We start from the raw sequence: 13368 nt of genomic DNA, 5'->3' as shown, positions 1-13368 counted from the left end.
TCTTATTCCCCTTGAGCAGCGTGTGGAGCTGCAGCATGAGTGTCTGCCGTTGCATGTCCAGCAGAGTGATCAGCACCATGATAGTTACTCATGTAACGATTGATAACTGTTTCAAACAATCTAGGTTCAACCGAAGAGTAATATGTCACAGGGTGTGGCTTGTTCGGGAACGGCTTCATCGCTTCAGCTTTCGCAAGAGCTTCTTCATCACCAGCAGCTTTGGCACGATTGACTAAAGCTTCGATCTGGTGTTTAGAACGGTCACCGTCTTTAAGCGCAGCAAGTTCAGGTTGATCAAGAAGACCTTTTTGAACAGCGGCAGGATTAATTGTATTACCCTTACCAGCTTTTACTGCTTCAACCCATTGAGCAAATTCAGCGTCAGTTACACTGTGCGCTTTAAAACGCATTTGTGAGAAACCGTAACCTGAGTAGTTTGATGATATACCGCGGAATACACCAGTTTCATCAGCTTGCAAATGCAAATGAGTTTGCATGCCCGCCATTGCATAAATCTGTCCACCTAACTGTGGAATGAAGAACGAGTTCATCGTAAAGTTAGAGGTGATTTTGAAGCTTAATGGAGTTTTTTCTGGGAAACGTACTTCATTAACCGTTGCAATATTTTGTTCAGGATAGATAAAAATCCACTTAAACTGTTCAGCAATAACCTGAATAGTCAAAGGTGCTTTATCTGAATCCAGAGGGCGGTATGGGTCATACTTGTGGGAACCCCACCAAGTTAACCAAGCTAGAATACCAATAATAATGACTGGAACACCCCATACTACAATTTCGATTGCAGTTGAATGTGCCCATGTAGGTTTATAGTCTGCATCTTTATTCGACGCGCGATATTTCCAACTAAACCACAGTGCCATGATAATTGATGGGATAACCACCAATAACATTAGGTAGATCGCAGTCATCATGAGGTCGCCTTGACCCTGACCCACTGGACCTTTTGAGTTTAGAAGTACCATATCACCACCACACCCTGTTAAAAGTGCGGCAATCGTAGATAAAGACAATACAGCTAAAATCGTTTGTCTCATTTTACAACCTCGGTGAAGAGTCCCATTCCCGTTTGAAAAAACGGGATAGCGATAAAAGTGTCGCATGATTGAGAAGAATAATTTCTATGTAAAATAGAACATATTTCTCGATCATGAGACACTGCTACGTTGTAGGGCATTATGCCTGATAACGACAAACTAAGCTATACAAAAGTCGCTTTATATGCCTGTTGATAAACCTGAGTTTTTCACTCGGTTTAGCTTATTCTAGCGGTTTGACAACAGGCACATCAAGCTCAAGAAATGAACTGCACAGTGTAAATTTTAAGCGATAATTATTTAGAAATATCAATCACTTTTGTTTTTGCAAGACGGTCATGTAAGCTGTTGTTTCCTTTTGAGAAAAACAAAACGATATCGGCAATAAACACGATGGCGATTAGCGGGAATAGGCTCACGAATTGTGAAAGAATAATGAACAAGAAAGAGCGAATAAAAAATCCACGGAATTGGCCCACTAACTTGTTGGTTGTGGCGTCGACAATCTGTAATTTGAAAAGTTTCTTGCCGATCGATTGACCGCTTTTTGAGATCAAAAAGTTTTGAACAAACAGCAGCCCGAGGGTGTAGGCGAGTAAGACCATCGGAACCCAAGATGGCATATTGTTGGACATGGCTTCTGCGATTTTGATCTGTTCGTTCACATTAAAACTTTGTGCTTGCTGGATCAGGTCACGAGGTAAAAAAGCCAGTGTCACTAAAATCTGTGGCAACGTAAAAAGTAAGAGATCAACCAACTTCGCAGAAATACGCTTTCCTACTTTGGCTGGCGTGATGATCGCTTTGTTATTCACTTGAACGTGTTTGATCACATCATTGTGATGAATTTCTGCTGACGGGAATTCATACGCTTGAGTTTGTGGCATTTGTGGCTGATAAAAAAGTTTACCTTGCGTTAACTCACCTAAGGCTTTCCATTCGGTCATACCTTCATGCCAAGCTAAATCGGTTAAGAGCACCTGTTGACTCGCCAACATCTGATTCAGTTGTTCTAAGGTGTATGGGCCAGCTTGTTGATTATTGCGCGCCAAATAAATTTGCATAAGTCTTTAATCTCAACATCCAATGATGAAAAAAGACCCACGAATGGGCCTTTTTTACGAATAATTAGGCTTGCTTGATTTTTTCTTCTGCTAAGAAGAACCATGTATCAAGAACAGAATCTGGGTTTAATGAGACAGACTCAATACCTTGCTCCATAAGCCATTTAGCTAGATCTGGATGGTCAGATGGGCCTTGTCCACAAATACCCACATATTTGCCTGCTTTACGACACGCATGAATAGCCATTGATAACAATGCCTTAACTGCTGGATCGCGCTCATCAAACAGATGAGAAACAATACCAGAGTCACGATCAAGTCCGAGCGTTAATTGAGTTAAATCGTTTGAACCAATCGAGAAACCATCAAAGTGCTCCAAGAATTGCTCGGCAAGTAGGGCATTGGTTGGCAATTCGCACATCATGATCACTTTAAGACCATTTTCACCACGCTTAAGACCATTCATTGCCAAGAGTTCGATCACTCGTTTTGCTTCTGCAACAGTACGAACAAACGGAATCATAATCTGGATGTTGGTAAGACCCATTTCATCACGTGCTTTTTTCAATGCACGGCATTCAAGTTCGAAGCAGTCGCGGAAGTTGTCCGATACATAACGGCTTGCACCACGGAAGCCCAGCATTGGGTTTTCTTCTTCTGGCTCGTAAAGCTTTCCGCCAATAAGGTTGGCATATTCGTTCGATTTAAAATCTGACATACGCACAATGACTGGCTTTTCAGCAAATGCAGCTGCCAAAGTAGAAATACCTTCAACCAGTTTTTCGACATAAAAATCGATTGGTGAGGTGTAACCCGCAGTACGCGCCAGCACAGCAGCACGTGTTTCACGTGGCAAGCTGTCGATATTCAGCAACGCTTTCGGGTGAACACCAATCATACGGTTGATGATGAATTCAAGACGTGCAAGACCAATACCTTCGTTTGGAATTTGAGCAAAGTCAAATGCGCGGTCTGGGTTACCCACGTTCATCATGATTTTAAACGGTAGTTTTGGCATTGACTCAATCGAGTTGCGCTGTACTTCAAAGTCTAGTGCGCCTTCATAGATAAAGCCTGTATCGCCTTCAGCACATGAAACAGTCACTTCCTGACCATCGTTCAAGACTTCGGTCGCATTACCACAACCCACGATTGCAGGTACACCCAATTCACGTGCAATAATTGCTGCGTGACATGTACGACCACCACGGTTGGTGATAATCGCCGCTGCGCGTTTCATCACTGGTTCCCAGTCTGGATCTGTCATGTCTGAAACCAGAACATCACCGTCTTGGACTTTATCCATTTCCTTGATCGACGTCACAATGCGAACTTTACCTGCGCCAATACGCTGACCAATCGAGCGACCTTCGCATACAACTGTTCCGCGTTGTTTGAGTAAGTAACGCTCCATTGTGCCTACATTTTGACGGCTTTTAACCGTTTCAGGACGCGCTTGAACGATATAAATCTGACCGTCATCTCCATCTTTGGCCCATTCAATATCCATTGGTGCGCCATAGTGAGATTCAATAATAAGTGCTTGTTTGGCTAATTCTTGTAGTTCGTGATCATTCAGTGCAAATTGCTGACGTTCTTGTTTCTCGACGTCAACCACAACTACAGACTTGCCTGCTGCGCCTTCGTCACCATAAATCATTTTTTGGTGTTTAGAACCAAGATTACGGCGTAATACAGCATGTTTACCGTTACGTATTAATGGTTTAGAAAGATAAAATTCGTCTGGGTTGACAGCACCTTGTACAACCATTTCACCTAAGCCATATGAGGCTGTGATGAATACGACATCTCTGAATCCAGATTCTGTGTCTAGGGTAAACATTACGCCTGCAGCGCCAGTTTCTGAGCGAACCATGCGCTGAATACCAGCAGATAATGCCACAACATCGTGATCAAAACCTTGGTGAACACGATAGGCAATTGCACGGTCATTGTACAATGAAGCAAAAACTTCTTTGATGGCAATCAGAACATTGTCAATGCCACGGATATTCAGGAAGGTTTCTTGTTGGCCTGCAAAAGAAGCGTCAGGCAAGTCTTCAGCTGTAGCTGAAGAACGAACGGCAACCGCGATTTCCGGGTTGCCGTTTGACAAAGCACTAAATGCTTCGCGGACTTCTTTTTCAAATTCTGGCGTCAGAGGAGTTTCAATAATCCACTGACGAATTTTAGCACCTGACTGCGCTAGGGCATTCACGTCTTCTACATTTAACTGGGCAAGTTCTGCTTGAATTTTAGCGTTGAGTCCACTTTGATCGAGGAATTCACGATAAGCGCCAGCCGTTGTCGCGAAGCCACCTGGTACTGATACACCAGCATTGGATAAGTGGCTGATCATTTCACCCAGAGATGAGTTTTTCCCACCTACAAGTTCGACGTCGTGCTTCCCTAATTTTTCTAGACCGATTACGCGCGCTTCCAATGTTTCTACTCCACATTTCCAGTATTTAGTACTATCTTGGCATGAAGACATGATTAAATGTCCTTAGGTTTTGATTTTACTAAGCGACAGTTATATAAGATCAGTTTACTATAAAGATTATATAGCACTAAGACAAATCTGTGAGGAGAATTTTGATGTCTGAAGGAAAACAAATTAAGCGCAGTGTGTTCTTTATTTCGGACGGAACTGCCATTACAGCAGAAACTCTCGGACATTCATTGCTTGCACAATTTCCTAACGTAGACTTTGATATTCATATCATGCCGTATATTGCAACAGAAGAAGCGGCTATGAACATTGTAGAGTCGATTAATCAGTGCCAGTCGCGTGATGGAACCCTACCATTGGTATTTGATACTTTAGTCGATCCCAATGTACGTGAAATTATTAATACAGCTAAAGCCGTCAATCTAGATGTTTTTGAAGGGCTGATCAGTAAGCTTGAGCAAGAACTTGGAACGTCACCTACCACTTTAGTGGGTCAGACGCATGCAGTTACTGACTCGGAATATTATAAGGCACGTATAGATGCAGTACATTTTGCACTAGACAATGATGATGGTGCATTGACACGACATTATGATAAAGCAGATATTATTTTAATCGGGGTATCGCGATCAGGTAAAACGCCTACATCGATCTACTTATCTTTGCAATTTGGTATTCGAGTTGCCAACTATCCATTGACAGAAGAAGATCTCGACGATAACCGCTTACCTAAAGTGCTCAAAGAGCATAAGAACAAGCTTTTTGGTTTAATGATTGATGCGGAACGTTTGGTCGCCATCCGAACAGAACGTAAAGCCAATAGTCGCTATGCCAGCTATAGTCAGTGTCAGATGGAGCTGCGTGCGGTGGAGGGAATTTTCATTTCGGAAGGCATTCCGTATTTAGATGTTTCTGAAATGTCGATTGAGGAAATTTCAACTCGCATTCTTCAAACGACGGGTTTAAAACGCCGAATTGGCTAATTTATTATGATTTAAAAAGAGAAATACAAAAAATGTATTTCTCTTCATCGTTGTTTTGTTTGACTTTACTCATTGAGTACTAAAATTAAAACTTGAAAAATTATGACAATAAGTGTACAAACCAAATGTAAATTGCGTCACATTTTAGTTTTATAATCTACCATGGGTGGCAGTTACATTGACTTTTTTCATTCGTAAGTAGGAGAGATGCGTATGAATCTTATGACTCCACGTCATCTTGGCTGTTATGAACTTGATTCGAAAGTTGATCGTATTCGCTTGCACAAGACCGCTCATCACCTTGCGGTTCATCCCTTGTCAGAAAATATCTCACACCAGCACAATGTTCATATTGAAGACGTCGCAGAACACAGCACTGAAATAGACGCCTTAACTGGTTTGCCAAATCAATCGGGATTTAATAAGAAACTTAATCTGATGATGAGAGAGTGTCAGATCAAACTTGATGAGTCGTTTGGATTAATTTTGTTTGATTTCGATTATTTTAATCAAATTAATAGTAATCATGGACATTTGGTTGGCGATCAAATCTTAAAAACGCTTGCAGAGCGAGTTCAACGCGTTTTACCGCAAGAAGTTTTCTTCACACGATTGGGTAGTGATGAGTTTGCATTACTTATTCCTCATATTCATTCTGATGCTTACCTCATTGAAACCTATGCACTGATTCATCAAGAAATTTCGAGACCAATTGAATATTTAGATCAAATTATAGAAAGTAATATTAGTGCAGGATGCGCCATTTATCCTCGTGATGTGACAGATACCATGAACGTTGTACAAGCTGCCAATATCGCATTGTGTCGCTTAAAACTTTCAGGGCGTGGTGGATACTGTATTTTTAAACGTGAAATGCAAATTGAGCAAAATGTGATTGCACAACAATTCAATTGTGCCCGTTATATCTTAAGGCACAATCTAATTTGTCCATTTTATCAGCCAAAGTTTAATTTAAAAAATGGTCAACTCACCGGTTTTGAAGCATTGCTGCGATGGTATGATCAGCATGATCAGCTTCAACTGCCCAGACGCATTAAGAATGCTTTTGAAGACTATAATCTTGCTAGCCGCTTGAGTGAAATCATGCAGCTACGTGTTTTTCGGGATATGGCCGAATGGATTGATCAAGGTTTAGATATGGTGCCTGTCTCGATTAATGCCGCACCCGTGGAATTTTTAAAAGATAATTATGCTGAACTTTTGCTTGATCGGTTAGATCGTTTCAACATTCCGCATTCTTTGATCGAAATTGAAATTACTGAGCATCTTTTAGATGAACATGGCAAAGCCTATATTTCGCGTGCATTGAACAAGCTCAAACACGAGGGAATACGAATCGCATTAGACGATTTTGGTACAGGGCATTCATCTCTGACTCGTCTGGCAAATTTACCTGTGGATTGCCTTAAAATAGACTGTGATTTCGTGCAGCGTATGGAGCAAGAAAAACTCATTTTTGCGATTGTTCAATCGATCATCAGTATGAGCTCAAATTTGGGGATCGATGTGGTTGCCGAAGGTATTGAAAATGTTCACCAGCTAGAATTACTCAAACAACAAGGCTGTGAAATCGGGCAGGGCTTTTTGTTTAGCCATGCTTTGGCTCCTGCTGAAGCCAAAGCACTTTTATCATAATATAATTTAAGCTGCTTATTTGGCGCGTTAAGCCATGCACATTAGGCTACGCGTTTTTGATGTCCATTAGATAACTGAAATTATCCAAGCGTTTTTGCGTATCGTAAATATCGCAGGTAAAAATAAACTCATCCACGGCGTATTGATCGACAAGTTGTTCAAGACCAGCTTTAACTCGTTCGACCGAACCAATTTGAGCCATACCAAAAAAGTTTTCTACAGAGAGTTTTTCTGCCGGCCCCCAAAGTAAATCCATTGAATCTACAGGTGCTTTAAGGCGCAGACTTTGACCTCGCATCAGTCCTAATATACGTTGATAAGCACTGGTTGCAAGATAGTTTGCTTCTTCATCCGTTTCTGCCACAACAGTCGGCACACCCATCGATACATACGGTTGGTCTAAATATTTTGAAGGCTGAAAATTATCACGATACAGTTGAATCGCCTGCCCGAGCATACGCGGTGCAAAGTGGGATGCAAATGAATACGGTAAGCCTAATTTTGCGGCCAATTGAGCACTAAATAAACTCGATCCGAGCAGCCAAACGGGAACATGGGTACTGTGCCCGGGTGTAGCAATAATGGATTGGTCTGGTTTTGGCGTATCAAAGTAGCGAAGAATCTCTGCAACATCTTGTGGAAATTGCTCTTCAGTTTCCTTATGCCCGCGGCGCAGCGCACGCATAGTCATTTGGTCGGTACCGGGAGCGCGGCCAAGTCCGAGTTCAATTCTGTCTGGATAAAGTGTTGCCAAGGTTCCAAACTGCTCTGCAACAACCAAAGGAGCATGATTGGGGAGCATAATACCGCCCGAACCGAGTCGAAGAGATTGTGTGTTTGCTGCGATATAGCCCATCATGACGGCCGTTGCTGAGCTAGCAATACCATCCATATTGTGATGTTCGGCAAGCCAAAAACGACGATAACCCAGCTGTTCTGCATGTTGTGCAAGTTGCAGGGCATGCTGCAAAGTAAACTGAATGCTTTTATCGTCACGCACAGAAGCTAATTCGAGAATGGAAAACTGTGTATCTTTAAGCGACGTGATAGACATATCTACTCTCATATATCGATGTTTTTCGATATTATACGATATTTTATATCGATAAAAAACGATAAATAAAATTGACTTTGTAAATTTTTACAAACAAAAAAGGCAGCATGTGAAATGCTGCCTTCGGTATCAGTAAAGATAAATTAGTAGCGACGGTGGTGACGGTGATGTTTTTTCCAGCCGCGATGATTACCATTGTCGTAATAACGCTCTTCGGCACGATCTTTAGAAATCTTGTTACCTAAAGCTGAACCACCTGCTGCACCTAGAGCTGCACCAATGTAACCGCCATTTGTACCACCGACATTACGACCTACGGTATAACCACCAACACCACCTAAACCACCACCAATAGCGGAAGAGGTACGGTCACGACGGTTACTTGCGACGGCAGCACCACCAGCGCCACCCAATGCAGAACCAATCATGGCACCAGACTGACCGCCCATTTGTTTACCCAATGCAGTACCCACGACACTACCCAAAGCAGATGTTGCAGCGACACGTGTGGTATTGTCTGCATGTGCTGAAATGGCCATCATTGATGAACTCGCGATCACGGCACTCATTAACCAAGTTTTAATTTTCATTTTTAACTCCATGCCCCGTGTGTGGATACAGGACCTTCTATATTTCGTTGAAGTAAATGTAACAAGAGATGAGTCAAAAAGTGTGAAGACGATCATCCAGACTATTGCGATTTGGTGTGCAGATTGTGATGTTTTGTGTCATTACCCCAAAATATGAAGAACTTATTTATTTTATTTGATGGAAATATACGCAATAAAGAAGAATTTTTTGTTTCAAGAAATTGATTTATATAAATTTAATCATTTTGTTCATAGTTTGATTAATTTTTCATTAATAAGAAATTAAAGTTTTGAGGGGTTGTTTTTCGTTTTTGGCTTATTTAAATCCCTCGACATTCCTTTATCAGCTTTGTGAATCATTAAAAAAACAACTAGGTTTTTTCCTTACTGCGCAATCGCTATGTCTTTTGTATAGGAGAGTCTGTAAACTATGCGCAATTTTTTATTCTTAGATGGTTTGTCAAGTCTTAGTCAGATTAAAGCTAACCAACCAGATTTATTGAGATTGTTCTTCTTATGAAAGAATCGCTACGTTTACGTTTAGATCAATTGTGTGATCGTCATGAAGAGCTGAATGCATTGTTGGCCGACGCCGAAGTTATTTCAGACAATAAACGCTTTCGAAAATTATCGCGTGAGCACAGTGACTTAAATGAGATTGTGCAGGTTTGGGGACAGTATCGTCAGGCTGAAGAAGACATCAAAACAGCAGAAGAAATGCTGGAAGATCCTGATTTTAAGGATATGGCACAAGAGGAGATCAAAGAAAACCGTGCTTTGATTGAAACGCTCGAGGGTCAGTTAAATATTTTGATGATCCCTAAAGATCCAAACGATGCCAATGCGGCTTATCTCGAAATTCGTGCAGGCACGGGTGGTGATGAAGCTGCAATTTTCTCTGGCGACTTATTCCGTATGTACAGCAAATATGCCGAGACCCAAGGCTGGCGTATTGAAGTGTTGTCTGAAAATGAAGGCGAACATGGCGGCTATAAGGAAGTGATTTGCCGTGTCGATGGCGATAGCGTATATGGCCGTTTAAAATTTGAAAGTGGTGCGCATCGCGTACAACGTGTTCCGGCAACTGAATCTCAAGGCCGTGTGCATACCTCTGCCTGTACAGTTGCGATTTTGCCTGAAGTCGATGTAGATACTACCGTCGAAATTAATGCAGCCGATTTACGTATCGATACCTATCGTGCGTCGGGTGCCGGTGGTCAGCACGTCAACAAAACCGATTCGGCAGTGCGTATTACGCATATTCCAACGGGTGTTGTGGTTGAGTGTCAAGAAGAACGTTCACAGCATAAAAACAAAGCCAAGGCGTTAGCACTATTGGCATCTCGTTTAGAAAATGCAAAACGTGCTGCGCAAGAAAGTGCGACCTCGGAAATGCGACGTGACTTGGTGGGATCGGGCGACCGTTCAGAACGTATTCGTACCTATAACTATCCGCAAGGTCGAATGACGGATCATCGTATCAATTTAACGCTTTATAAATTGGATGCCATTATGGAAGGTGATTTGACTGAATTACTCGATAGTTTGCATCGTGAATATCAAGCTGATCAATTGGCCATGTTGGCACAAGAGAATGGTGGTTGATGAATATTGCGCAAGCACTAAATTTGCGTGGTGAGCCTGACAGCTATGAACGGCAAGAGGCAATCTGGCTGCTTGAACATATTGTTCATCTTAATGCGCTAGAACTTAGAATGCGTTCGTTACAAGTATTGAGTTCAGAGCAGGAGCAAGCTTACCTTGAAGGCTTAGTTCGATTGGCACAAGGTGAGCCTTTGGCCTACATCACGGGTTCGCAGCCATTTTGGAGTCTGGATCTGATCGTGACTAAAGATACGCTAGTACCACGACCAGACACCGAAATCCTGATTGAAACGGTACTCGAATTAACCTTGCCCAAGCACAGTAACGTGGTTGATTTAGGAACAGGAACTGGCGCGATTGCGCTGTCTCTGGCAAAAGAGCGTCCAGACTGGCGCGTATTGGCGACAGATATTTATCAACCTACATTAGACATCGCCGCAAAAAATGCCCAGAAGCATCAGCTAGATCGGGTGGAGTTTGTGTGCGGTGCATGGTATGAGGCAATTCCCGCACAGCGATTTGATTTGATTGTATCTAATCCGCCCTATATCGATGCCGATGATGTGCACATGCAGCACTTGGCTACAGAACCACGTCGTGCCTTGGTTGCAGATCATCAGGGTTTGTCTGATCTTGAGCATATTATCAAGCAGGCACCTCAGTGGCTCAATGTTGATGGATGGTTGGTGCTCGAACATGGCTATGATCAAGGTAATGCGGTGCGGCAGATTTTTAATGCAGCAGGGTTTGCGCAGGTGCAAACAGTAAAAGATTATGGTGGAAATGACCGTATCAGTTTGGGTCAGATGAAGGGTTGAGTCTGCTGCCGATAGGCTCCTGGACTCACACCAGTCCATTTTTTGAATGCACGATGAAATGCACTGGCTTCATGGAAGTTGAGTGCATCACTAATTTCTTGAATGCTTTGTTGTGTATGGGTCAATCGATCAATCGCAATATCGCAGCGGATATCATTTTTTAGCTGCTGATAGCTGGTATTTTCATTTTTTAATCGCCGTTGAATGGTGGCTTCTGATAAGCATAGCTGCTGTGCCAGTATTTTGAGTTCAGGCCAGCTTGACGGATGTAGATGTATCAATTGCCTGCGAATAATAACACTCAGCGCATTTTCATTTTTATATTTGACCAGCAAATTATGCGGTACCTGTTCTAAAAAGGCATGTGCAGCTTTTTTATCTTTTTTTACTTTTAGCGTTAAATAACTCAGATCAATTTCAATGCAGTTGACCGTATCATCAAATACGATATTTTCACAGAATCGCACATAATAATCTTGAGGATATTCAGGTTGAGCGCATTTCACACGGATCTGATGAATCGGAATACGCTGATCTGAAATCCAGCACAGCAAGCCATGAACCAACATGATATAGGTGGCATAGGTAAACATCCGTTTGATGTGTGTCTGGTCATCGAGATAAATATAAGCCTTGTGCTGGTCTATCTCGAGTCGTGCGCGAGTATCATCGAGAAGTAAATTGAAATAATCCAAAATAGTACGAAGCGCCATTTCTGTTGTGTCTGTCGAGATGATGAGGTAGCAAAGAAGTTTGTAACTTCCATAACGCATTGGATGTGAGTCCATGCCAAAAAATTCATCATTCAGACATTTGGCAATTTCAATCCAGAGCTGCGCATAAGCCGATACTGAAATACGCGCCTTAGGATATGCCAGCAATTCAGGTGAAATACCTGCACGTAGAGCAATTTGATCGATAAAAATGCCACGTGCGAGGGCGACATTCAGGGCTTCATTGACGAGTGCGATTGAAATAGTACCTTTGGTGTGTTGCATCGTCACGTTTTGAATATCCCATATCTGAAAAAGCCACATTGAACGTTCTAATTCACTGGCCAAATACCTCAGTAGAATTGAGGTGTTTTGAAATTGTACTTCGGTTCGTTCGATTTTAACCTGTAAGTGTGAATTCGCAATAAGCATTCAGTAGGTAAAAATAGCAATGAAAATTAAGGATAAGCATTTTATTGTGACGGGTGCGGCTTCTGGTTTGGGTGCTGCAACGGCAGAGTATTTAATTGCTCAGCAAGCCCATGTGAGTTTGATTGATATGAATCTCGAGGCCGGACAGACCACAGCAGCCCGTCTGGGTAAAGGTGCTCAGTTTTTTCAGCTCGATGTAACGAGTGAAAATGAAGTACAACGTTTTTTTGAGGAGTATCTTCACCAGCATGCCGCGCTACATGGCCTGATCAATTGCGCAGGGATTGGCCCTTCAGCCAAAGTGGTGGGAAAAGACGGCCTGCATGATCTCGCATTATTTCAAAAAGTGATGAATATTAATGTCACAGGTTCATTCAATATGTTGCGCTTTGCGGCAGATGCCATGCTGAAACAGACCGATCCGCTGCATGATGAAGATCGTGGCGTGATTATTAATACAGCGTCTGTTGCTGCATTTGATGGTCAAATTGGACAAGCTGCTTATGCGGCATCAAAAGGTGCAATTGTTTCCATGACCTTGCCGATTGCACGTGAACTTGCACGACATGCAATACGTGTAGTCACGATTGCTCCCGGCATTATGGAAACACCCATGCTAAAAGCAATGCCTCAGCAGGTACAGGATGCACTGGGCCAGATGGTACCGTATCCCTCAAGACTCGGGCGGCCAGAGGAATTTGCAGCACTGGCTGGTCATATTATAGAAAATAGCTATATCAATGGTGAAGTGATTCGACTCGATGGCGCGATTCGAATGGCTCCGAAGTAGACCCTAAACTAGGTATAAAACGATTTAGTGAGTGAGTGAAGAGGAAGAGGAAGAGGAAGAGGGGGTCATACACTTCTTAACCACGACAACAAAAACAAAAAAGCCGTATGGAAAACAGATTGATATCTGTCAGCAAAATGGAAGAGCGAGACGATA

The 13368-nt window shown here is 42.4% G+C and carries 11 protein-coding genes; 5 read left to right on the top strand and 6 right to left on the bottom strand.

Going from position 1 to position 13368, the window contains the following annotated elements; translation table 11 throughout:
* Positions 1 to 2: 2 nt before the first annotated feature.
* From cyoA to ppsA, 3 genes are all read right to left on the bottom strand, one after another.
* Positions 3 to 1055: a ubiquinol oxidase subunit II gene (gene cyoA / locus KCV09_RS06565; RefSeq protein WP_151815245.1), complete on the bottom strand. Its 1053-nt coding sequence runs from the start codon at positions 1053 to 1055 to the stop codon at positions 3 to 5.
* Positions 1056 to 1351: 296 nt separating this feature from the next.
* Positions 1352 to 2119: an RDD family protein gene (locus KCV09_RS06560; protein ID WP_151815246.1), complete on the bottom strand. Its 768-nt coding sequence runs from the start codon at positions 2117 to 2119 to the stop codon at positions 1352 to 1354.
* A gap of 64 nt (positions 2120 to 2183) precedes the next feature.
* Positions 2184 to 4613, bottom strand: coding sequence for a phosphoenolpyruvate synthase (gene ppsA / locus KCV09_RS06555; protein WP_004938888.1), 2430 nt, complete (start codon positions 4611 to 4613; stop codon positions 2184 to 2186).
* Positions 4614 to 4717: 104 nt separating this feature from the next.
* On the opposite strand from ppsA, the gene ppsR reads away from it, so the two are divergent.
* Positions 4718 to 5554: a posphoenolpyruvate synthetase regulatory kinase/phosphorylase PpsR gene (ppsR, locus tag KCV09_RS06550; RefSeq protein WP_004938884.1), complete on the top strand. Its 837-nt coding sequence runs from the start codon at positions 4718 to 4720 to the stop codon at positions 5552 to 5554.
* A gap of 213 nt (positions 5555 to 5767) precedes the next feature.
* Positions 5768 to 7210 (top strand): putative bifunctional diguanylate cyclase/phosphodiesterase, encoded by a 1443-nt coding sequence (locus KCV09_RS06545; RefSeq protein ID WP_151815247.1) that lies wholly within the window; start codon positions 5768 to 5770, stop codon positions 7208 to 7210.
* A gap of 46 nt (positions 7211 to 7256) precedes the next feature.
* Here KCV09_RS06545 and KCV09_RS06540 read toward each other — a convergent pair whose 3' ends face one another.
* Together KCV09_RS06540 and KCV09_RS06535 are read right to left on the bottom strand one after the other, a co-directional pair.
* Positions 7257 to 8258: an LLM class flavin-dependent oxidoreductase gene (locus KCV09_RS06540; protein WP_212515760.1), complete on the bottom strand. Its 1002-nt coding sequence runs from the start codon at positions 8256 to 8258 to the stop codon at positions 7257 to 7259.
* Positions 8259 to 8407: 149 nt separating this feature from the next.
* Positions 8408 to 8854, bottom strand: a complete 447-nt coding sequence (locus KCV09_RS06535) for a glycine zipper domain-containing protein (protein ID WP_004938874.1) — start codon at positions 8852 to 8854, stop codon at positions 8408 to 8410.
* A 516-nt stretch (positions 8855 to 9370) separates the two neighbouring features.
* Here KCV09_RS06535 and prfA point away from each other — a divergent pair.
* Positions 9371 to 10459, top strand: a complete 1089-nt coding sequence (gene prfA / locus KCV09_RS06530) for a peptide chain release factor 1 (RefSeq protein WP_004938871.1) — start codon at positions 9371 to 9373, stop codon at positions 10457 to 10459.
* On the top strand, positions 10459 to 11277 hold the full coding sequence (gene prmC, locus KCV09_RS06525; protein ID WP_212515705.1) for a peptide chain release factor N(5)-glutamine methyltransferase: 819 nt from the start codon (positions 10459 to 10461) through the stop codon (positions 11275 to 11277). The genes prfA and prmC overlap by 1 nt, the downstream gene beginning before the upstream one ends.
* Here prmC and KCV09_RS06520 read toward each other — a convergent pair.
* Complete coding sequence (locus KCV09_RS06520; protein WP_212515759.1) at positions 11262 to 12275, bottom strand: AraC family transcriptional regulator; 1014 nt, start codon at positions 12273 to 12275, stop codon at positions 11262 to 11264. The two genes, prmC and KCV09_RS06520, sit on opposite strands and share 16 nt — an antisense overlap.
* Positions 12276 to 12441: 166 nt before the next feature.
* Between KCV09_RS06520 and KCV09_RS06515 the strand changes: the two genes are divergently transcribed.
* Positions 12442 to 13212 (top strand): 3-hydroxyacyl-CoA dehydrogenase, encoded by a 771-nt coding sequence (locus KCV09_RS06515; RefSeq protein ID WP_151815250.1) that lies wholly within the window; start codon positions 12442 to 12444, stop codon positions 13210 to 13212.
* Positions 13213 to 13368 lie beyond the last annotated feature (156 nt).

This window comes from Acinetobacter soli (genome assembly GCF_018139125.1).
Classification (GTDB): domain Bacteria; phylum Pseudomonadota; class Gammaproteobacteria; order Pseudomonadales; family Moraxellaceae; genus Acinetobacter; species Acinetobacter soli.
The sequence above is the reverse complement of the archived record's forward strand: the minus strand, read 5'-3'. Positions and strand labels throughout refer to the sequence as shown.

What these genes read in the sequence shown, in the direction of transcription:
- cyoA (WP_151815245.1), bottom strand. Translation starts at nt 1,055, where the DNA reads ATGAGACAAACGATTTTAGCTGTATTGTCTTTATCTACGATTGCCGCA.
- KCV09_RS06560 (WP_151815246.1), bottom strand. Translation starts at nt 2,119, where the DNA reads ATGCAAATTTATTTGGCGCGCAATAATCAACAAGCTGGCCCATACACC.
- ppsA (WP_004938888.1), bottom strand. Translation starts at nt 4,613, where the DNA reads ATGTCTTCATGCCAAGATAGTACTAAATACTGGAAATGTGGAGTAGAA.
- ppsR (WP_004938884.1), top strand. Translation starts at nt 4,718, where the DNA reads ATGTCTGAAGGAAAACAAATTAAGCGCAGTGTGTTCTTTATTTCGGAC.
- KCV09_RS06545 (WP_151815247.1), top strand. Translation starts at nt 5,768, where the DNA reads ATGAATCTTATGACTCCACGTCATCTTGGCTGTTATGAACTTGATTCG.
- KCV09_RS06535 (WP_004938874.1), bottom strand. Translation starts at nt 8,854, where the DNA reads ATGAAAATTAAAACTTGGTTAATGAGTGCCGTGATCGCGAGTTCATCA.
- prfA (WP_004938871.1), top strand. Translation starts at nt 9,371, where the DNA reads ATGAAAGAATCGCTACGTTTACGTTTAGATCAATTGTGTGATCGTCAT.
- prmC (WP_212515705.1), top strand. Translation starts at nt 10,459, where the DNA reads ATGAATATTGCGCAAGCACTAAATTTGCGTGGTGAGCCTGACAGCTAT.
- KCV09_RS06520 (WP_212515759.1), bottom strand. Translation starts at nt 12,275, where the DNA reads ATGCAACACACCAAAGGTACTATTTCAATCGCACTCGTCAATGAAGCC.
- KCV09_RS06515 (WP_151815250.1), top strand. Translation starts at nt 12,442, where the DNA reads ATGAAAATTAAGGATAAGCATTTTATTGTGACGGGTGCGGCTTCTGGT.